17 protein-coding genes are annotated in these 22,217 nt (G+C 42.6%); 9 read left to right on the forward strand and 8 right to left on the reverse strand.

Features of this window, described 5'->3' with window-relative positions:
- Positions 1-3: 3 nt before the first annotated feature.
- Positions 4-1,251: an imidazolonepropionase gene (gene hutI / locus PSH50_RS09715; RefSeq protein ID WP_273586617.1), complete on the reverse strand. Its 1,248-nt coding sequence runs from the start codon at positions 1,249-1,251 to the stop codon at positions 4-6.
- Between the two features lie 111 nt (positions 1,252-1,362).
- On the opposite strand from hutI, the gene hutC reads away from it, so the two are divergent.
- The 3 genes from hutC to hutH all read left to right on the forward strand — a co-directional run bounded on the left by hutC (position 1,363) and on the right by hutH (position 5,367).
- Positions 1,363-2,070, forward strand: coding sequence for a histidine utilization repressor (gene hutC, locus PSH50_RS09720; protein WP_273586616.1), 708 nt, complete (start codon positions 1,363-1,365; stop codon positions 2,068-2,070).
- A gap of 67 nt (positions 2,071-2,137) precedes the next feature.
- Positions 2,138-3,811, forward strand: a complete 1,674-nt coding sequence (hutU, locus tag PSH50_RS09725; RefSeq protein WP_273586615.1) for a urocanate hydratase — start codon at positions 2,138-2,140, stop codon at positions 3,809-3,811.
- Positions 3,812-3,813: 2 nt separating this feature from the next.
- Complete coding sequence (hutH, locus tag PSH50_RS09730; RefSeq protein ID WP_273586614.1) at positions 3,814-5,367, forward strand: histidine ammonia-lyase; 1,554 nt, start codon at positions 3,814-3,816, stop codon at positions 5,365-5,367.
- Here the strand turns inward: hutH and PSH50_RS09735 are convergent.
- Positions 5,345-6,115, reverse strand: coding sequence for an NADP-binding protein (locus PSH50_RS09735; protein WP_273586613.1), 771 nt, complete (start codon positions 6,113-6,115; stop codon positions 5,345-5,347). The two genes, hutH and PSH50_RS09735, sit on opposite strands and share 23 nt — an antisense overlap.
- A gap of 116 nt (positions 6,116-6,231) precedes the next feature.
- On the opposite strand from PSH50_RS09735, the gene PSH50_RS09740 reads away from it, so the two are divergent.
- The 4 genes from PSH50_RS09740 (at position 6,232) to PSH50_RS09755 (ending at position 12,931) form a co-directional block, all read left to right on the forward strand.
- Positions 6,232-8,259, forward strand: a complete 2,028-nt coding sequence (locus tag PSH50_RS09740) for a methyl-accepting chemotaxis protein (protein WP_029773386.1) — start codon at positions 6,232-6,234, stop codon at positions 8,257-8,259.
- Positions 8,260-8,690: 431 nt separating this feature from the next.
- A complete protein-coding gene (gene secA / locus PSH50_RS09745) occupies positions 8,691-11,399 on the forward strand; it encodes a preprotein translocase subunit SecA (RefSeq protein WP_273586612.1) in 2,709 nt (902 codons plus the stop codon).
- 60 nt (positions 11,400-11,459) lie between these two features.
- Entirely contained in the window at positions 11,460-11,858 is a 399-nt protein-coding gene (mutT, locus tag PSH50_RS09750) for an 8-oxo-dGTP diphosphatase MutT (protein WP_004589320.1), read from the forward strand.
- Between the two features lie 5 nt (positions 11,859-11,863).
- Complete coding sequence (locus PSH50_RS09755) at positions 11,864-12,931, forward strand: phosphotransferase enzyme family protein (RefSeq protein WP_273586611.1); 1,068 nt, start codon at positions 11,864-11,866, stop codon at positions 12,929-12,931.
- Positions 12,932-13,085: 154 nt separating this feature from the next.
- Here the strand turns inward: PSH50_RS09755 and PSH50_RS09760 are convergent, their stop codons facing one another.
- From PSH50_RS09760 to pmbA, 3 genes are all read right to left on the reverse strand, one after another.
- Complete coding sequence (locus tag PSH50_RS09760; protein ID WP_273586610.1) at positions 13,086-15,161, reverse strand: M13 family metallopeptidase; 2,076 nt, start codon at positions 15,159-15,161, stop codon at positions 13,086-13,088.
- Positions 15,162-15,411: 250 nt separating this feature from the next.
- Positions 15,412-15,897 carry a DUF721 domain-containing protein gene (locus PSH50_RS09765; RefSeq protein ID WP_273609601.1) on the reverse strand — a complete coding sequence of 162 codons (486 nt, stop codon included), beginning with the start codon at positions 15,895-15,897 and terminating at the stop codon, positions 15,412-15,414.
- Positions 15,898-16,014: 117 nt separating this feature from the next.
- On the reverse strand, positions 16,015-17,364 hold the full coding sequence (gene pmbA / locus PSH50_RS09770; protein WP_273586608.1) for a metalloprotease PmbA: 1,350 nt from the start codon (positions 17,362-17,364) through the stop codon (positions 16,015-16,017).
- A 144-nt stretch (positions 17,365-17,508) separates the two neighbouring features.
- Between pmbA and yjgA the strand changes: the two genes are divergently transcribed.
- The gene (yjgA, locus tag PSH50_RS09775) at positions 17,509-18,042 is read left to right on the forward strand and encodes a ribosome biogenesis factor YjgA (RefSeq protein WP_004589315.1); all 534 of its coding nucleotides are present in this window, start codon (positions 17,509-17,511) and stop codon (positions 18,040-18,042) included.
- A 112-nt stretch (positions 18,043-18,154) separates the two neighbouring features.
- A complete protein-coding gene (gene hemN / locus PSH50_RS09780; protein WP_248452220.1) occupies positions 18,155-19,528 on the forward strand; it encodes an oxygen-independent coproporphyrinogen III oxidase in 1,374 nt (457 codons plus the stop codon).
- A gap of 107 nt (positions 19,529-19,635) precedes the next feature.
- On the opposite strand, the gene PSH50_RS09785 is transcribed toward hemN, so the two are convergent.
- The 3 genes from PSH50_RS09785 to PSH50_RS09795 form a co-directional block, all read right to left on the reverse strand.
- The gene (locus tag PSH50_RS09785) at positions 19,636-20,151 is read right to left on the reverse strand and encodes a DUF2489 domain-containing protein (RefSeq protein WP_004589313.1); all 516 of its coding nucleotides are present in this window, start codon (positions 20,149-20,151) and stop codon (positions 19,636-19,638) included.
- A 12-nt stretch (positions 20,152-20,163) separates the two neighbouring features.
- Positions 20,164-20,763, reverse strand: coding sequence for a Der GTPase-activating protein YihI (gene yihI, locus PSH50_RS09790; RefSeq protein WP_004589312.1), 600 nt, complete (start codon positions 20,761-20,763; stop codon positions 20,164-20,166).
- 741 nt (positions 20,764-21,504) lie between these two features.
- On the reverse strand, positions 21,505-22,137 hold the full coding sequence (locus tag PSH50_RS09795) for a cytochrome c (RefSeq protein WP_004589311.1): 633 nt from the start codon (positions 22,135-22,137) through the stop codon (positions 21,505-21,507).
- Positions 22,138-22,217 lie beyond the last annotated feature (80 nt).

A 22,217-nucleotide genomic window follows, 5' to 3' on the forward strand; every position in this document is an offset into this window, starting at 1 on the left:
AAACTAATTAATTCTACCCAAAATCCATAGATTTAACAGTTTATTTACGCCAAATTGGTAACTTAATTGTGCAGGGTGACTTATTTGCCAATGCGCAATATCAGCCCTTGCCCCAACCTTTAGCACGCCTCTGTCTTTTAAACCTAGTGCCTGCGCTGCATTGCGGGTTACTCCCGCAAGGGCCTGCTCAGGGGTGAGCCTAAATAAAGTACATGCCATGTTCATCATTAATTGCACAGAACATAAAGGCGAGGTTCCTGGGTTAAAGTCACTGGCAATAGCAATAGGCACATTGTATTTTTGCAGCAAATCGATGGGAGGAAGCTGTGTTTCTCGTAAAAAATAAAAAGCCCCAGGTAATAAAACAGCCACAGTGTCAGCCTCTGCCATGGCTTTTACGCCGTTTTCATCAAGGTACTCAATATGATCAGCTGAAAGGCCTTTATACTCAGCCACCAGCTGTGCGCCCTGCTGATTAGAAAGCTGCTCAGCATGGCATTTTACCGGCAAGTTATGTTTTGTAGCTGCATCAAACACTTGTTTTGTTTGTGCAAGACTAAAGCCTACATTTTCACAAAATACATCCACAGCATCGGCAAGGTTATTAGCCACTACCTGCTCAAGCATCTGCGTACATACTAAATCTATGTATTCATCTGCACGGCCTTTGTATTCAGGGGGTAGCGCATGTGCACCTAAAAACGTGGTTTTAATATCAATAGGATGATGCTCATTAAGCAAACGCGCCACTTCTAAAATTTTTATTTCGTTTTCAACATCAAGCCCGTATCCCGACTTTATCTCAGCAGTCGTTACGCCCTCGGCAAGTAAAGTGTTTAAGCGATCTTTTGCATCAACAAATAACTGCTCATGATCTGCCGCGCGAGTGGCCTTAACAGTACTGGCTATACCGCCACCTTGTGCAGCTATTTGTTCATAGCTTACACCTTGTAAGCGCTGCTCAAATTCCTCAGCTCGGGAGCCTGCAAATATTAAATGTGTATGGCAATCAATAAGCCCAGGCGTTAACCATTGCCCTTTAATACTTAATGTAGGGGTAGCAAAGGCATCAAAACTGGGTAAGTTTGATTGCTCACCTAACCATACAATTTCGCCGTTTTTAATCGCCAGTGCCGCATTTTCTATAGCCCCATAAGGTGCATCAATTGCGCTATCCATGGTTGCTATGTTGGCATCAGTCAATAATAAGTCGAGATCTTCCAAGGCGTAACCCGTTGTTTTATTTTGCATACTTAGCTCCCTAACGTGCTTAAAATACAGTCTAACAATACACCTTGTATATACAAGATAATTATGCCATCTTTATTAAATAGTTTATTTTAAGTACAGCTAATAATAGTAATGACCACACCTAAATTTGCACAAATAAAACAATTTATTGTCGATAAAATAAAAAATGGAGCATGGCAAGAAAACCAACGTGTCCCTTCAGAAAACGAGCTTAGCAACCAATTTTCTGTAAGCCGTATGACCGCACGACGTGCACTGAGCGAATTAACAGATGCCGGTATTTTAACGCGCAGCCAAGGGTTAGGTACGTTTGTAGCCAGTTTTAAATCGCAGTCGTCACTACTTGAAATTAAAAACATAGCCGATGAAGTAAAAGAACGTAACGGGCAATACAGCTGTAGTGTGCAAGTGCTTGAATCAATCAATGCGGTAGCACCCATAGCCATTGCGCTTGGCGTTGAAGTAGATAGCGTGGTGTATCGCAGTGTGCTTGTACACAATGAGAACGACAAACCACTGCAAGTAGAAGAGCGATTTGTAAACCCAGCTTTAGCCGCGGGTTATTTACAACAAGACTTTAGCGCCCTCACCCCGCATGAATACTTATCGAGCGTAGCGCCGCTCACACAAGCGCGCCACACAGTAGAAGCGGTTATGCCCAACTCGCAAATGTGCCAATGGCTTAACCTGTATAACGAAGAGCCCTGCTTACAGGTTATTCGTCGTACTTGGTCTACAAAAGGCATAGTGAGCTTTGCTCGCTTAGTATCACCGGGCAGTAAATACCGTTTGGGCGGGCACTTAACATTTAAAAAATAATAACAACGTAACGCTCAAGGGCGTTTTTTTGTAGCTGACCATCTTGTATATACAACAGGAGAAATTCATGAACAACCGGCTCGACACACACCGAGAAATCCGCGCGCCTCATGGCGATAAAATTAGCGCTAAAAGTTGGCAAACAGAAGCCGCTAAACGCATGTTAATGAACAATTTAGACCCTGATGTGGCAGAGCACCCTCACGCGTTAGTGGTATATGGCGGTATTGGCCGTGCGGCAAGAGACTGGCCAAGCTTTGATAAAATAATTGAAACCCTTGATAGGCTCGAAAACGACGAAACCCTGCTTGTGCAATCGGGTAAGCCCGTGGGCGTATTTAAAACCCACGAAAACGCGCCGCGCGTTCTCATTGCTAATTCTAACTTGGTGCCACATTGGGCAAATTGGGAGCACTTCAATGAGCTCGATAAAAAAGGCTTAATGATGTATGGGCAAATGACCGCGGGCTCTTGGATTTATATTGGCTCACAAGGCATAGTGCAAGGCACTTACGAAACCTTTGTAGCAATGGCAAAGCAACACTTTGGCGGTAATGCAAAAGGTAAATGGGTTTTAACAGCAGGCCTTGGCGGTATGGGAGGCGCACAACCACTCGCCGCGACGATGGCAGGCTTTAGCGCATTAGTTGTGGAATGCGACGAAACCCGTATCGATTTTCGAATTAAAACCGGCTACGTTGATGTAAAAGCCACGACACTTGAGCACGCGCTTGAGCTAGTTACCGATGCTTGCATTAAAGGCAAGGCGTTATCGGTAGGCTTATTAGGTAATGCTGCCGATATTTTTACTGCACTGGCAAACAGTAATATTACCCCTGATATAGTGACCGACCAAACCTCAGCGCACGACCCACTCAACGGCTACCTACCGCAAGGTTGGAACATGCAACACGCAGCAAAAATGCGTGAACAAAACCCACAGGCAGTGGTTAAAGCCGCTAAGCAATCTATGGCAGTGCAAGTAAACGCCATGCTAGCACTTCAAAAAGCCGGTGCTGCCACTACCGACTATGGCAATAACATTCGCCAAATGGCATTTGAAGAAGGCGTTACTAACGCGTTTGATTTTCCGGGCTTTGTGCCTGCTTATATCCGTCCGTTATTTTGTGAAGGAATTGGCCCATTTAGATGGGTTGCGCTTTCAGGCGACCCCGAAGACATTTATAAAACCGATGCAAAAGTGAAAGAGCTTATCCCAGAAGATACCCACTTACATAACTGGCTTGATATGGCGCGTGAGCGCATTCAATTTCAGGGTTTGCCAGCGCGTATATGCTGGGTTGGTTTAAAAAACCGAGCTCGCCTTGCACTGGCCTTTAACGACATGGTTAAAAATGGCGAGCTTAAAGCGCCGGTTGTAATTGGTCGTGATCATCTCGACTCTGGCTCTGTAGCAAGCCCCAACCGTGAAACCGAAAGTATGCAAGATGGCTCAGACGCCGTTTCTGATTGGCCGTTACTTAATGCTTTGCTTAATACTGCGGGTGGCGCAACGTGGGTGTCGCTGCACCATGGCGGCGGAGTGGGCATGGGCTTTAGCCAGCACGCAGGCGTGGTTATTGTTGCAGATGGTAGTGAACAAGCTGCGCAACGCATCGCTCGCGTGCTTTGGAACGACCCTGCTACCGGCGTTATGCGCCATGCTGATGCAGGCTACGACATTGCAAAAAATTGCGCGCAAGAGCACCACCTAGATCTCCCTATGCTAAACAAGGAATAGTCATGATTTCACACACTCTCACACCAGGGCAGTTAGATTTAAGCACCCTAAGAAAAATTAATGACTCAGCTGTCACACTTAACTTAGTCGATGGCGCCAGTACACAAATGGCGGCCAGCGCACAAACTGTTCAAAACGTAATAAACAAACGCCAAACGGTGTACGGTATTAACACCGGCTTTGGCTTATTAGCCAATACAAAAATAGCAGATGACGAGCTTGAGCTACTGCAGCGCAGTATTGTACTTTCGCATGCTGCCGGTATTGGGGAGTTCATGGACGACAGCACTGTAAGACTAATGATGACCTTAAAAGTGAACTCTTTGTCTCGGGGCTACTCAGGGATACGCCTAGAGGTGATCGCATTTTTTATGCAACTACTGTGCAGTGAAGTGTACCCGTGCGTGCCACAAAAAGGGTCTGTGGGTGCTTCGGGCGATTTAGCGCCTCTTGCTCATATGTGCCTTCCACTATTAGGTGAAGGCAAAATGCGCCACAAAGGTGAAATTATAAGTGCTGCTCAAGGGCTAAAAATTGCCAATCTTTCACCTCTTACATTAGGCGCAAAAGAAGGGCTGGCACTGTTAAATGGTACACAAGCCTCTACCGCGTTTGCGTTACAAGGGCTTTTCAAAGCAGAGGATTTATATGCACAAAGCTGTGTTATAGGCTCTATTAGCATAGAAGCCGCAATGGGTAGCCGTGCGCCCTTTGATGCACGCATTCACGAAATACGGGGGCAACGCGGCCAAATTGATACGGCCAGTGTATTTAGAGAGCTACTTAGTACTGAATCACAAATTAGCCAATCTCACGTAAACTGCGAAAAAGTGCAAGACCCTTACTGCCTTCGCTGCCAACCTCAGGTACTCGGCGCGTGTTTAACACAAATACGCCACGCCGCAGAGGTGTTGTTATGTGAATCAAACGGCGTTACCGATAACCCGCTGGTATTTGCCGATGTGGGCGATATTATATCCGGTGGTAACTTTCATGCAGAGCCCGTTGCCATGGCCGCTGATAACTTAGCCATTGCGATTGCCGAAATAGGCGCGCTGGCAGAGCGAAGAATCGCGCTACTTATTGATTCAAACCTCTCTACACTGCCACCTTTTTTAGTTGAAAACGGCGGAGTTAACTCAGGTTTTATGATTGCCCAAGTAACCGCAGCTGCGCTTGCCTCCGAGAACAAATCGCTTGCGCACCCCGCCTCGGTAGACAGCCTGCCAACATCAGCAAATCAAGAAGATCATGTCTCTATGGCAACCTTTGCAGCAAGGCGCTTAAAGGAAATGGCCAATAACACCCGCGGGGTATTAGCAATTGAATGGCTTGGAGCTGCTCAAGGGCTTGAGTTTAGAGCCCCACTTAAACCTTCACCACAAGTAGAAAAAGCAAAAGCTCTGCTGCGCGAGCATGTAAGTTACTACGATAAAGACCGTTACTTTGCCCCCGATATAGACGCAACCAATACGCTTTTAGCACAAGGGGCATTGTGCGACTTTATTCACCACAACCCACTACCATCGCATTTTAAATTCCATGCTGATAGCTAAAACCTAACGCTTCAATTGCTGAGCCAAGTACTTTGCGCTCAGCACTTTCATTACTGGTAAAGGTTGGCATTTCGCCGCCATGCTCTGCACACTTTTGTGCATAATAATTCGCTTTAGTTGGGTGCGATGGATTTACCACGTTATAAATATTTTGCCCCGAATTATAGTTTTCTATTACCGCAAAAATGGCGTTTATCACATCTTGTTGATGCACCATATTAACCACCTGCTGGCTCGATGAATTTAATTCTTTCCCAGCAACAAAGCGCCCCGGCTCGCGGTTAGGTCCTAATAACCCTGCTAAACGCAGAACTTTACCATCTTGCTCAAGCACCTTTTCTTCGCCATCGTATAGTTTTATTTGTCGCTCATTAGTACAACTTATTTCACTGCTTTCAGTGTAAACACCTGGCTCTTGGTCGTACACACCGGTAGATGAGCACAAAATAAAGCCCTTTGCATTTAATTGTTTAGAAAGTGAAAGTGCAGCGCTTAGTGTTTCTGGGTAGTTACTTTCACTGTGTCTGCTTCGTGGGGGGATTGCACACACCCAGTAAGCATCGTGTAAATCTATTTGGTGTATTAGTTGCCCATCAATCAGTACAAATTGACGCTGAAAATCCTCTGTATGCTCATCACTTCTATGCGTACCTTGTACCTGCCAACCCGCCTGTTTAGCTTGTAGGCACAAAGTATGACCCAACCAGCCTGCGCCTAATACTACTAATTTATTAGCTTTTGTTTCCATTTTTGCATAACCCTTCATTTTAAACGCATAATTAGTGCTTTTTATCTAACTTCATAGAGATTTAAAGTAAGATATGATTAGATACAACCTACTAAAAAACAATAATACGTGCACTTATGCTAAATAATTTATCATTACGGAAGAAAATATTATTATTGATTGGTGGCACCATCACCATTTTGCTAATTATTGCTTCAACATTTTTTGTAAATCACATCGCTAACCTTTCCAGAGTAAACATTGAGCGCGAAGCTCAAAGCTACCTACAAAGCGAACAACTTTCAATGCAAAGCTACTTTGCAAAGTATGGCAAGCTGGTTTCTACGTTTGTTAATAACCCGCATTTAGTTAATTTTTTTGAAAATTGGGATACTCGCGACCAGCCGATTAAAAACGCCCCCGGTTACAACGAAGTTAATCAAGACTTTGTACGCATTAGCTCAAATGACGAAAATGTACTGTCGGCGTTTTTCGCATCAGCAACCACCGGTGAATACTTTAAAGAAAACGAGCGTACCAGCCATTACAATGGCCAACCTTACTACGCCTATAAACGTGGTTGGTGGCAAGAAGCCCTGCAAATTAATAAACTTTACGTAGGCCCTATATCGGTCGATTTAACCACTGGGGTTGCCTCAGCAGTTGTACAACAGCCGGTATACAACGCACAGCGTAAACTTATTGGTATGGGCGGCGTTGATTTACAGCTTAATAAAATCAACGATATGGTTGAAGGTATTCGCTTTAACGGCCAAGGTTATGGCTTTTTACTCGATGGCAATCAAAAGGTTGTGCACTTTTCAAATGCTACCGGCCATAAGCTGTCTAACACCGACGAAGGCCCTAAAGGTAAAGAAGGGCTAGATGGCCTTGAAAGCCAGTTTAATAATACTTCAGGCTTTACAGAGCTTAATGCACAAATGCGTAATAACCTCGAAGGCAGCCAATTGGTGACCTTAAAAGGAGAAGAGTATTATGTGGTGTATCATCGCTTACAACTAGAGCAACCTTATCTAGATTGGTATGTAGGTATACTGATCCCAACCAGCATGATTGAAGCCCCCGTTAATGAGGCGGTTACCACCACAACCACCGCAGTGGTGATTATTTTAGTGATCATTTTAGCAATGATACTATGGGCAACCCACATGATCTCGCAGCCTATTACCACTTTAACTAATATAATGCGTGATATTGCATCGGGCGAAGGCGATTTAACCCAAAAGATTAATATTACCAGCCAGGATGAGGTCGGCCAGCTTGCCAATCACATGAATACATTCATTGATAAGCTGCGCGCCATGATGCTAGAAACAGCCGCACAAGCTGAGCAGTTAACCAATGCCGCAGCGCAACTTAAAAACGTATCTGCTCAAACCAACACCGAAATACAGCAAGAAAAACAACAAGTAGACAGCGTAAGTGCCGCCGTGACCGAAATGGCCAGCACTGTACTTGAAATATCGCGTAACGCACAGCATACCAACAGCGCCGCCGAAGAAGTACAAGCTATTACTGCCGAAGGGGCTGACCGCTCAACTCAAGCACAACGTGTGATGACCGAACTTGCGCTACACATAGGTGAAGCGTCTAAAGTGGTAGCAGGGCTTGAGCAAGAAAGTAATAACATTGGTGCATTGGTGGATGTAATTAACTCCATTGCCGATCAAACCAACTTACTTGCTCTAAATGCCGCCATTGAAGCTGCGCGTGCAGGTGAGCATGGCCGTGGTTTTGCGGTAGTTGCTGATGAAGTACGTTCACTGGCAAGCCGTACGCAAGAATCAACAGACGATATTCGTAATATGATTTCTCGCTTACAGCAAATTGCCCAACAAGCGTCGGTAATGATGCTACAAGGGCAAGAGCAAACTGAAGGCTCAGTATCGCAAACAAAAGAAGTGCTAAGTTCATTACAAAACATTGCTCAGTCGGTAACTAAAGTGCAAGACCAAAGCCACCAAATTGCCACTTCAACCGAGCAACAAACCGTTGTCGCAGAGGACATTAATACCAGCCTTGCAGCAATTAATGGCTTAGTAAACAGCACCGCTGATCACGCACATATTTTAGCAGATGAAGCGCGCGATTTAAGCGACCTTGCTGTTGCCTTAAACAAAACGGTTAATCAGTTTAAGCTTTAAATACATAGCGTAATAAGGTGGGTAACTAAGTATAAAATTAACCCACCTAGGGCGTGTTGAGCATTGTGGATTGAATGAATTTCAATCACCCAAGGCCCGCATGCCCTAGCACTCTTGTTTTTAAATTTTTTAACACCATATCTTCACAACTTGCTGCTATTTTTTAGCGTAATTAAATCAGTTAAAGTGGTTTTTACGCATCAGATCAAATTTTTCTGTTTTTAATACACATCTTTTAGTTGAGATAGTTTGTTGTTTGGCAGAGTCTGGTATAGTAGCACACGTATTAAACAGTGCTTTGAGGCTCTTTAATACAAAATTGCTAATTAATATGTTCTACAGGTTATGTAAAAGTACATATTAATTACCAATTGTAAAAAATGGGTTAGCCGACACTCGGTTAACAAAGAATACATTGTAACGGTTTTATCATGATATCTAATTTATTTACCAAGATTTTTGGTAGTCGCAATGACCGCACTATTAAAAACCTAAGAAAGACGGTCGCGCTAATTAATGCGCTAGAAACGCAATTAGAAGCGCTTTCTGATGAAGATTTAAGAGCTAAGACAGCTGAGTTTAGAGAACGTTACGATAACGGACAAAGCCTTGACGACATTCTACCAGAAGCATTTGCTGTGGTACGCGAAGCGTCAAAGCGTGTAAATGGCATGCGTCACTTTGACGTACAGCTATTAGGCGGCATGGTTTTACATCAAGGTCGTATTGCAGAAATGCGTACCGGTGAAGGTAAAACCCTAACAGCCACACTTCCAGCCTACTTAAATGGCTTAACAGGCAAAGGCGTGCACGTAATTACCGTGAACGACTACCTTGCTAAACGTGATGCTGAAACAAACCGCGAGTTATTTGAGTTCTTAGGCCTTACTGTGGGCTGTAACGTACCTGGCATGATGCCACAACAGAAAAAACAAGCTTACAGTGCCGATATTACTTACGGTACTAATAACGAGTTTGGTTTTGACTACCTACGTGACAACATGGCATTTAGCATTGATGAGCGCGTACAACGCCCACTGTTTTATGCAGTAGTGGATGAAGTGGATTCAATCTTAATTGATGAAGCGCGTACACCACTTATTATCTCAGGTCCGGCTGAAGATAGCTCTGAGCTATACATCGAAATCAACAAAATTGTGCCGCTTTTAGAGCTTCAAGAAAAAGAAGACGAAGAAGGCATTGAAGGCGATGGCGATTACACAATTGACGAAAAGTCTAAGCAAGTTCATTTAACTGAACGCGGCCAAATTAAAGTTGAAGACTTATTAACTGAACGTAACTTAATTGAAGAAGGCGACTCGCTTTACTCTGCAAGTAGCATTACCCTTTTAAGCCATGTATATGCAGCACTTCGCGCTCATAAGCTTTATCAAAAAGATGTTGATTACGTTGTTAAAGAAAACGAAGTCATTATTATCGATGAGCACACAGGGCGCTCAATGGAAGGTCGTCGTTGGTCTGAAGGTTTACACCAAGCTGTTGAAGCTAAAGAAGGTGTAAAAATTCAAAACGAAAACCAAACACTGGCTTCAATCACGTTCCAAAACTACTTCCGTTTATACGAAACCTTAGCCGGTATGACAGGTACAGCCGATACTGAGGCATTTGAGTTTCAATCTATTTACGGCCTAGACACGGTTGTTATGCCAACTAATAAGCCGATGATCCGTGATGATCGCGCCGACTTAGTTTACCTAACACAAGAAGAAAAATACGAAGCTATTTTAGCCGATATTAAAGATTGCCAAGAGCGCGGGCAGCCTGTGCTTGTAGGTACTATTTCGATTGAAAGCTCTGAGTATTTATCGCAGTTTTTACGCAAAGAAAAAATTAAGCACAACGTACTTAATGCTAAATTCCACGCGCAAGAAGCTGACATCGTATCGGATGCTGGTTTACCAGGTACTGTAACAATTGCAACCAACATGGCCGGTCGCGGTACCGATATTGTGCTTGGTGGTAACTGGAACAGCGAAGTTGAAAAACTAGAAAACCCAACAGATGAGCAAATTGCTGAAATTAAAGCGGCGTGGAAAATTCGTCACGATGCAGTAATTGACGCTGGCGGTTTACACATTATTGGTACTGAGCGTCATGAATCGCGCCGTATAGATAACCAATTACGTGGCCGTGCTGGTCGTCAGGGTGATGCCGGCTCTAGCCGTTTTTACTTATCGATGGATGATGCGCTAATGCGTATATTTGCCGGCGAGCGCATGACTAACATGATGCGTAAACTAGGCATGCAACGCGGCGAAGCCATTGAGCACCCTTGGGTTAACCGTGCAATTGAAAACGCTCAGCGTAAAGTAGAAGCACGTAACTTTGATGTACGTAAACAATTGCTTGAATACGATGATGTAGCAAACGATCAACGTCGTGTTGTTTACTCTCAACGTAACGAGCTGCTTGAAGAAGGCGATATTTCAGAAACCATTACAGCAATCCGTGGTGATGTACTTGCAGGTGTTATTGATCAATACATTGCACCACAAAGCCTTGCTGAAATGTGGGATATCCCAGGCCTTGAAGAGCGCTTAAAACAAGACTTCCTGATTGAGCTGCCTATCACGCAGTGGTTAGCTGATGACAATAAACTATACGAAGAAAAACTTCGTGAGCGTATTGAGCAAGCGGTTGAGCAAGCTTACAAGCAAAAAGAAGAGCAAGTTGGCGACTCTGTACTACGTCAGTTTGAAAAAGCGATTATGCTTCAAAGTCTTGATCAGCACTGGAAAGATCACCTTGCTGCAATGGATCATTTACGCCAAGGTATTCACTTACGTGGCTATGCACAAAAGAATCCTAAGCAAGAATACAAGCGCGAGTCGTTTGAGCTATTCACCGAAATGCTTGAAAACTTAAAAGTTGATGTAGTGGGCATTTTAAGTAAAGTACAAGTTCGTGCCGAAGAAGATGTTGAAAAAGTAGAAGAGCAACACCGTAAAAGTGAAAATGCCCCTCGCGAGTACCAACACGAAGAAGCTGAACATGTAGGCGGTGAAGCACCTCAAAGCGCAACTGTAATGGCAAGAACAGCGCCTAAAGTTGGCCGTAACGATCCGTGTCCGTGTGGCTCAGGACAAAAGTTTAAGCAATGTTGTGGTAAATTAAAGTAACGACGCATTGTATGTAATTAAAAAGCGACGCTAGCGTCGCTTTTTTTATGGAGAAAAAACATGACAACAAAAATTGTAAATGTAGCGGTAGGCGTAATAAAAAAAAATAACGCCATCTTTATCTGCAAGCGCGCTGATGAGCAACATCAAGGTGGCTTATGGGAATTTCCAGGCGGGAAAGTAGAAGCTGGCGAGAGCGTATTTGCTGCACTTAAGCGTGAGCTAAGTGAAGAAGTTGGCATTACCATTCACAGCTCTAGCCAACTGATGGTGATTGAACATGACTATGGCGATAAATGTGTAAAACTTGATATTCACGTTGTGAGTAACTTTAGCGGTGAAGCACATGGCGCCGAAGGGCAACCAAGTGAATGGGTCGCTATTAATGAGCTTAGTAACTATGAGTTCCCTGCTGCTAACGCCGAGATTATCGAAAAAATACAAGCGCGATACGCCTAAAGCACATGAATACAGCAATACAAAATAAATTAAGTGAGCTATTAGCGCTAAACCCTGAGCTTACTCAGGTGAGCTCTTTAGGCAGCGGACATATAAACACCACGTGGCTGTTAACTAATGCTGCGCAGCAATTTGTTGTTCAAAAGCTCAATACCCATGTATTTAAAAAACCAGCACAACTGGTTAATAACGCACAGTTAATTGAGCAGCACCTAAGCGCTAAACAACAAGCAAATACTTACCCGCTCGACATTGTTAAGCATATAAGTACTTGCCAAGGTGAATACCTTATTACAATTAACAACGCGTACTATCGCGTGCTTAATTTTATTAGCCAAAGTATTAGCGAAGATGTGGTTACAGAGCCCCATCACGCACAGCAAGCCGCATTTGCATTTGGCACCTTTACACGTGCCTTGCTCGATTTTGACGCATCAAGTCTCTACCCTGTTATTACTGACTTCCATAACTTAGCTATGCGCTTTGAGCAGCTTAATACAGCTATTAGCAACGCCACTAAAGAGCGGCTGCAGCAGTGTAAAAACGACATTGACTACTGCATTGCACAACAGCATTTGGTAAAAGAACTCGCTGACGTGACAGCCGATTTGCCCACCCGGGTGTGCCACAACGACACTAAAATAAATAATATGTTGTATTGCAGCAATACATATAAAGCAAAAGCAGTTATCGATTTAGATACGTGTATGGCAGGCTTTTTATTGTATGACTTTGGAGACATGGTGCGCACATTTTGCTGCGCTGAGGCAGAAGATTCGATTAATCTTGATAAAGTGGTTATTCGCAAAGAGGTATTTACAGCGCTTGTTAAAGGCTACCTTGCCCCCCTTAAATCGGCTATTAGCAACAAAGAGCAAGCAAGTTTGCTACTTGGCGCTAAAGTTATGCCGCTAATGCTCAGTGTGCGGTTTTTAACTGATTACTTAAATAACGACGTGTACTTTAAAACCACCCATGCAGAACATAATTTAGAACGTGCGCAAAACCAGCTGGCTTTGTATAAAAATATTTTAAGCAATCAAAGCTGGATGCATAAAACACTCATGCAGTAGCCCTAAATTAAGTATTATTGCGCATTGGTATTAGTACTCAGTATTTAAATATAAAAAAGCCAGTAAGCTAAACACTTACTGGCTTTTATTTATCAACCTAAATGCGGGGTAATTTATCTCTTAACCAGATTCAGGTTAACTAACAGGCTATCAATTACCAAATTTTTACGCGGTCTTCTGGTTTGATATACATTTTGTCGCCTTCTTTTACGTCAAACGCTTGGTAAAATTCAGGCATGTTCGACAAGATACCGATAACACGGTAGTGACTTGGTGAATGCGGGTCTGTCATTAAGCGGTTACGTAGCTCTTCATCGCGGTACTTACGACGCCAAATTTGTGACCAACCCATAAAGAAACGCTGATCGCCGGTGTAGCCATCAATAACAGGCGCTTTGTTCTCACCTAACGATAATTGATACGCCTTATAAGCCACCGTTAAACCACCTAGGTCGCCAATGTTTTCGCCAAGGGTAAGCTCACCGTTAACACCCGCATCTTCAAACGGTTTATATTCGTTGTATTGCGCTACTAACGCACCGGTACGCTCTTCAAACAGTTTAAGATCAGACTCACTCCACCAGTTACGTAAGTTACCGTCACCATCGTATTTAGCTCCTTGGTCGTCAAAACCGTGGCCTAGCTCATGGCCAATTACTGCGCCAATTGCACCGTAGTTTACAGCGTCATCGGCTTCTAAATTAAAGAACGGTGGCTGTAAAATAGCAGCTGGGAATACAATTTCGTTATTTACTGGATTGTAGTAAGCATTCACTGTTTGTGGCGTCATGTGCCACTCAGAGCGGTCCACTGGCTTGCCTAATTTAGCAATCATGTCGCTATAAGCCCACTGACTGTAACGTATGTAGTTACCCACTAATTCATCAGGGTTAATGCTCAGCTGTGAGTAGTCTTTCCACTTATCTGGGTAGCCAATTTTTGGGGTAAATTTGTTTAGCTTTTCTTGGGCTGCAAGCTTGGTTTCAGGGCTCATCCACTCAAGGTTTTCAATAGCAACGCCGTAACCTTTAATAACGTTATCTACCAGCTCTTCCATGCGTGCTTTTGCTTCAGGCGGGAAGTTATCTTTTACGTATACTTTTCCTAAAATTTCGCCAAGTACGCTGTTAGATGCATCAACCGCTTTTTTCCAAAGTGGCGCTTGCTCTTTTACGCCGCGTAATGTGGTGCTGTAAAAATCAAATTTAAGATCAACCAAGTCAGTGCTCAGTAACTGCGCGTAACCACTTACAAAATGAAACTTTAAGTAGTTTTTCCACGTTGCTAAATCTGTTTCTTTGTACACATCAGCAAACCCTTCTAAGTAGCTTGGCTGACGTACAATAATGTCTGAGGTATCTACCCCAGCACTTTTGAAAAACGCAGCTAAATCAAAGTCGCCTGTTAGCTTATTTGCCTCAGCTACGGTCATTTTATTGTATGACTTAGTTGCATCACGGCTTTGTACTCTACTCCATTGCGCCTCAGCTAAAGCGCTTTCAAATGCGATAACGCTTTTCGCGGCATCAGCGGCATTTTCAACGCCAGATTTAGCTAAAATATCGGTTATATATTGCTCGTAAGATGCGCGAATTTTAGTAAATTTTTCATCATCTTTTAAGTAATAGTCACGATCAGGTAAGCCAAGTCCAGATTGCGATAAGTACAGCGCGTATTCACTTGAATTTTTAGCGTCGTTATTTACAAACCAGCCAAATGGTAAGCTCGCACCTTGCTGTTGAATTTTAGCCATTAAAGGAGCAAGATCAGCTTTTGAATCTAGGCTATCAATGGTATTAAGTGAAGGTTGTAAAGGTGTAATACCTAACTCATCACGTGTATCTTTATCCATGTAGCTTTTGTAAAAAGCGCCAATTTTGTACTCATCGCTGCCTTTTTTAGCACTGCTATTATTAGCGGCACTTTCAAGCGCTGTTTTCATCGCTTTTTGCGACTCGTCGTATAACTGTGTAAACGAGCCGTAGTTCGACTTATCGCCAGGGATCTCTGTTTTAGCAAGCCACTGTCCATTCACATGGTAATAAAAGTCATCTTGTGCACGAACCGACTCATCCATATTGGCAAGGTTTACACCTAGCTCAAGCGTTTTTTCTGCAGGTGCTGTAACGGCAGCGGTGTCGGCCACTTGCGTTTCTTGTTGTTTTTCACCGCAACCTACTAGGCCCAGTGCAAGTGCGATACTTGCAGCGGTAATAGTTACTTTTTTCATAATTATTCCGTTTGTTAGTAAAGAATAAAATATCTATTTCATTAAACTATTGCATGCCAGAGAAAAAATAAAAGCGCCCTGCGATGCTTTCACTTAATGAAATTAATATTTAGGCGGTTAAAACAACACGCCGAATTTGTATGATAAACCCCATTAAAGAAACAATAAAATAGAATATGTAACAAAGTATTTTCTATGAGACGAGGTAACAAAATAGCCCTACCAACAACCATAATCGCGCTTTAGGGAGTTATTTTTTACCATGGCGAGCAAGGCGCTCTAGCTTTTCTTTCAGCGAAGGGGGCGCTGATGCGGCAATGGCATTAAGGTAATCTGAAGTTTGCTGGCTCATTTTTCTTGAATTGCCAGGTGCTTTACCTGCGGGGCCGGGTTTATCTGCAGTTGGGCTTAAGCGCGCTGTTGCTTGAGGGTTTGCAACAATTTTAATTTGTCCGAGCTCTGCCATGCCTGCCGCTCTAAAATGCGACTGCATATCCATTTTTAAATAATTAAGTTTAAGGGCAATTGCCGCCGATACAGCTTCAATCATCAACGTGCCATCGCGGTAATTACTCACACGGCATTTTTCAGCAAGCTGCTTTGGGCCTAAAAACTCTTTAAGCAACACCTGTTGCTTATCAAGCGCTTGGCTTTTACCTGCATAGGCCGATAAGCGATTATTAAGGCCTGCCATAATGTCAGTCAGGGGTTTTGGTGCGTACCTATCTTTAGCCATTCAACACCTCAAAAATTTAAATAAAGCACGTTTAAGCCAAGCGTTTAAATACTCGGCTTAAATATGTGCTTTTATATTATACCAATTCGTTTAATTACGTATTATTGCTAATTGCTATTAAGCGCCTGCTATTTGCATTTGCTCTATAAGTACTGAGCCGGTTTGAATGCCGCCTCTGCGCTCAATATCACCCCCTATGGCCGAAATACCTTTAAACATGTCTTTTAAATTTCCGGCAATGGTAATTTCACTAACAGGGTACTGAATTTCACCGTTTTCTACCCAAAAACCAGCTGCTCCACGCGAGTAGTCACCCGTAACGGTGTTTACGCCTTGCCCCATCAGCTCGGTAACTAATAAGCCTGTTCCCATGGTTTTTAATAAAGCCGATAAATCGTTGTGCGTTTGCTCAACTAACCAGTTATGAATACCGCCTGCATGGCCTGTTGGAGCCATATTTAGTTTACGCGCTGCATAACTTGCTAATAAGTACGTTTGCAGCTCACCGCCTTGAATAATATCACGGTCAATCGTTTTTACCCCTTCGCTATCAAAAGGCGACGACGCTAATCCTTTTAATATATGAGGACGCTCAGCAATATTAACGTTCTTACTAAATACCTGGGTGCCTAAGCTGTCGAGTAAAAAGCTCGATTTACGATAAAGCGCCCCGCCGCCAATTGCCGACACTAAATGGCCAAACAATGAATTGGCAATATCGGCTCTAAAAATAACAGGGACTTTCATAGTACCCAGCTTTTGGCTATTTAGTTTAGCCAGAGTTTCGGTGGCGGCTTCTAGGCCTACCGCAGCAGCGTCGTTAAGTCCGCCCTGATCGCGAGCAACAGTATAAGCAGAGTCGCGCTGCATGTGCTCGCCTTCTTTGCCTATTACCATCGTGCTAATGCTGTGGCGCGTACGTGGAAAACCAGCAATTAAACCATGGCTATTACCATACACACGTAAGCCTTGGTGCGATGAAAAACTTGCACCATCTGAATTAACAATACGCTCATCAGCATTTAAAGCGGCTTGCTCTGCAGCGTGACATAGCTCAATACCTTGCTCAGGGCTTACATCCCACGGATGATATAAATCAAGGTCCTTAGGGGCAAACTCGAGTAATTCTTTATCGGCAATACCATTAAAAGGGTCGTCTGAGGTAAATTTGGCAATATCAATGGCTTTTTCTACTACCGTGCGCAGTGTTTTTGGGTTTAGATCAGCAGTAGACGCCGAGCCTTTATTATTCCCTACATAAACACTGATACCTAAACCACCATCTTGGTTAAACTCTATGGTTTCTACTTCACCCATGCGTGTGCTTACCGATAAACCCGATGTACTAGACATCGCAGCTTCTGCGGCAGTGGCACCCAATTTTTTAGCATGCTCGAGCACTTCAGCTACGGCATCTTTTACTTGAGAGATTTGAGAATAAATTGGATCGTGTTGTTGGCTTTTCATAAATTAAGTCCTGAGCCTTAAGGCAATATTGCACGCATTTCTTATCTTTAAATGCTAACACACTCACTGCACCACATCAGCTAATATTAATCACTAAAAGAATCGCGTATAATGGCAAAAGTTATTTTTACTTAAGAGCACCCCATGGCGAAGAAAAAAGGCAAGCCTGCTGAAATTGAAGAAGAAATTATTTACGTATCAAAAAGTGAACTAAAGCGCGACGCGCAAGAGTTTCATCAGTTAGGTTCTGAAATTGCTAAAATGGGGAAAAAGCAACGCGAACGCTTACCACTCAATGACGATTTGAAAGCAGCCATGGTAGTTGCTGATAAAATCAGTAATAAGAGCGATGCGTACCGCCGCCACTTAAATTACATTGCTAAAACGCTACGCACAGTAGAAAACGTTGAAGAAATTAAAGCCATTATTGACGTAATGCTTAATAAAAATAACCAAGCTGAGGTTTTAATTAAAAAAATTGAGCAATTACGTACCGACTTAATTGAGCAAGGCGATGATTTAATTAACGAAACTATTGAGCAATACCCAACCCTTGAGCGCCAAAAAATGCGCCAATTGGTACGCAACGCCGCTAAAGAAGTTAAAGCTGAAAAGCCAGGCAAGGGCTATAAAGAATTGTTTCAATACTTAAAAGATGCCCACAACATAACGTATTAACAAAAAATACTATTTTAAAAAGGTGCTTAGGCACCTTTTTTGTTGTAGATCAAAACCCCTCCCTTAAAAGCTTTTTATACTCAACACCTCATTAATACATAAGGTGCGCGTGATGATAAAGCTTCCAAAATGGGATCAAACTCTTATAAATAAGTATAACGTGTCAGGGCCACGCTATACCTCCTACCCCACCGCTTTATCTTTAAGCGAGGGGTATCAGCAACAAGACCTTGTTAGCGCTATAAAATCATCCTCTAGTCGCTCACTTTCTTTGTATATTCATATCCCATTTTGCAGTGAGCTTTGCTATTACTGCGGATGTAACAAGGTGATCACACGCCATCAGTCTAAAGCCGATGTATATTTAGATTATCTAACAAAAGAAATAGCAGCGCATGCCCCTTTATTTAAACACTACACAGTGGAACAATTACATTTAGGGGGTGGTACGCCAACCTTTTTAACTGTAAAGCAAATGACGCGCTTAATTAACTTATTAGAGCAGCACTTTCACTTTACCCGCAACACTGAGCGAGGCATTGAAATAGACCCACGCTCCCTTGCTAAAGATATGCTTATACACTTACGGGTTTTAGGCTTTAACCGCGTATCCTTTGGTATTCAAGATTTTAACGATGAAGTACAACAAGCGGTTAACCGCACACAGCAAGTAGATACAGTTAAAGCACTGATAACCCAAGCCCGCGAGCTTGGTTTTAAGTCTATAAATGCAGATATGATTTATGGCCTACCTAAACAAACACCCCAAAGCTTTGAAAAAACAATAGCGCAATTAATTGCCCTAAGCCCAGACAGAGTTTCTGTATTTAATTACGCGCATTTACCAGAGCGCTTTGCTGCGCAACGTAAAATAAAAGAGGCTGACTTACCCAGTGCCCACGACAAGCTAACCATGTTTAAAAACACTTTGGCGCAAATGACCTTTGCAGGCTATCAGTTTATTGGTATGGATCATTTTGCAAAAGCCGACAACGAACTTGCAGTCGCGCAAAATAAAGGGCAGTTACATCGCAACTTTCAGGGCTATACCACTCACGGTAATTGCGACTTATTAGGTTTAGGGGTCTCGTCTATTTCGCAAATTGGCACGGCCATTTTACAAAACCAAAAAGTGCTTAAGCATTATTATCACGCAATTGAAACGCAAGCCGGCAGTGCTATACATAAAGGAATGCATTTAACGCACGATGATGTAATACGCGCGGAGGCTATTAAATCACTTATTTGCCAGTTTGAATTAGACACGCACGCATTTGCGAAAAAGCATTCTATACATTTTAATGAGTATTTTGCGGATGCGCTGTTGGCGCTAAAGCCTTTAATAGACGATGACATGGTGCATATAAACGATAAGGTAATACGCGTCACGCCTCGCGGAAATCTATTTATTCGTATTATATGTATGTGCTTTGATGCTCACTTACAAAAGCAAATAAGTAAAACCCGTTTCTCACGTGTGATTTAATTAGTGCTATAGCAATTCGCTTATCACGTTTGAGGTGGTAAAAACGTGTCGATAAGCAGGTATAAAAAAAGCAGACCTGAGTCTGCTTTTTGTATTTTCTATAGGGTTTAATTAAACACGATGTTTTCGCTGCCCGGCGCAGCTTTAAACTCAACAATGATTTTGTCGCAATCGGCTTTAATCTCATCACTAAAGTTTTCTTCAGCTCGCCAACGTGCTGTATCTTGCTTAAAAATCTCTTTTTTAGAGTATTTTTTGCGTGCATCGTGAGTCGGCATTTCTTTCACAACGTTATACATTTTATAAATGCCTGGGTACGCTAGCGTTAAATCTCGCTCATCTTCAAAAGCGTACTGAGACATTAAAACCCAAATTCGTAAACAGCCTTCAGAGTACTCACATTGCTCTTCAGCCATTGCACGAGCAATTAGATGAATGCTATCTGCAAGTTTAGCGTTACGCTTTAAGCGCGACTGCTTAAGCTTTTGCTGTTGCTCTGCTTGCTTTTGCGCAATTAACTTTTTTTGCGCGTTAAGCTTATAGAGCAACTGACCTGCATAAAATGCTAAGCCAGCAATAATAACAGCACCTACAAACAAGGCTACAATCACTGCGGTACTCATTAAGCGCCCTTACTATTTGTCGTCATCATCATCTAGCCACTCATTGGCTAAATCATCTGAAAGGTACTTATCGAAATCTGAGTTACCGTCGCTTTCGAAGTTATCTTCAAAATCATCTTCAAACTCGTCTTCGTCTTCATCTTCGATACCTAGTAACTTACAAAGTACTTGGTGGCGAGCAATACGGCTATTAAAGTACTTCGCATCTTTACCCGTCAGCATTTCACCTTGCTCATGGCGCTCAACGAGCTTAAGTAAACGCTCATCGTTTTCAAGCGCTTCTAGCTCTTGCTCAGGCGTAAGCTCTGGCTCTGTAACCTTTTTAAGCTCAACTGTTGGCTTTAAGTTACGCTTCATTTCTACTTGCGGCTGTGGTGCACTAGCCACTAAAGGCACGGCTTTTTTACTGCCGACGCGCTTATCTTTTGGCGCTGAGTTTGCTTTTTTAGTATCGCTATCTAATAGCTCAGGTGCATTACGAGAACCAGGCTTAGCGCCCTTTGGCTTTTTAACTCGTTGCTCTTTTAACGCACGCATTTCTTTAAGCTTATCTTGGCTTAAACGAACAGGGCCGTTTGAAGGAATTTTGCGTGATTTTTTCTTTCTACTCATATCTTGATCATCTCACTTAAGAGGTTTTGAGCGAGGCACATAACATGAGCATCGCAGTGCTGGCCTAGCCAGAAGAATTCGATTTGCGCATTAAAGCTTGGGTTGCTCGTTGAATTAGCGCATTAGCTTATTGCTAAACGGTGGGTATTGTAACAGGACAAATAAAAAGGCGGTAGAGAAAACATCTCTACCGCCTACTAATCTGAGCGCCATTATCTGGACACTTCTCCCTTCGACTTTTTTTAGTCTTTATTATTTTTATTATTATCAGTCCGTATTGTTATTATTTTAACCTTCCTTGTTACATTCCATTTTGTTTTTATTATTAAACTTCCTTGAGATTTTATTATTTACGGTCATCCTGACGCTTTCTTGTTATTTCCTTTTGTAGCACCTTCAATGTGCTATTCAGTCGTGTCGCGCCATTTTCCTTTAGCATAATCCATGTTGTTATTGTTGTTTTGCGACAGTGGTTAATTTACCCGTTAATATTTTTGTTACAACTGGTTTATATAATTTTTCTTACATAGAGCACATATAAAAAACAAAAAACTTATAATAAACATGAACTTAACTGTAAAAGTATTTTTAAAATAAGCTATTTCTTACAAAGCGGCATGGCAAATGTCTCACAAACTAAAGGGTGATATCGTTAAAATGTGGACACAAAAAAAGCAGCGTAAGCTGCTTTTTAATCATATTACATAGTATTACACTAGCTAATACTAGATAAATACGACTTTAGTGTAAGCCACCTAAGTATTGAGATAGTACTTCAATATCTTTGTCAGTTAGCTTTTTCGCTATATCTTGCATCATACCGTTATGGTCGTTTTTACGGGTTCCATCACGAAACTTCTCTAGCTGAGCTTTAATGTACTCTGGGTGCTGAAAAGAAATTTTAGGAAACTTAGCAAGAGACGAACCATTGCCTCGCGGACCATGACACGCCGCACAAGCTGGAATACCACGTTCAGCATCGCCTGCTTTGTAAAGCATTTGACCAACTTCAACCACGTCTTTAGGGGTGGCGCCTTCAGTCATGTTCAATGAAGAAAAATAAGCAGATAGGTCTTTCATGTCTTGTTCGCTAAGTGGCATAGCCATCGCGCTCATTACAGGATCCATACGGCCTTCTTTACCGCCTGAAGTCATACCTAATTTTAAATCCTTAAGTTGTTTAAGGATGTAATCTGGGTGCTGGCCTGCAAGTTTAGGGTAAATATTAACCGGTGCATTACCGTCTGGGCCGTGACAAGCCGCACACGTTGCTGATTTTTCTTTACCTGCGTTTACATCGCCATCAAATGCTGTTGCGTTGCTTGCTGACAACGCACCAAGCAATATTGTTAAAGATAGTGCTATTTTTTTCATGGTGAATTCTCTGTTTCCGACCCTGTATCATCTACAATATGGATGTTGTAATTCATGTATTCTACACGATAAAAAATTCT

It is taken from the genome of Pseudoalteromonas sp. Angola-7 (assembly GCF_028599255.1).
GTDB classification, from domain to species: Bacteria; Pseudomonadota; Gammaproteobacteria; order Enterobacterales; family Alteromonadaceae; genus Pseudoalteromonas; species Pseudoalteromonas atlantica.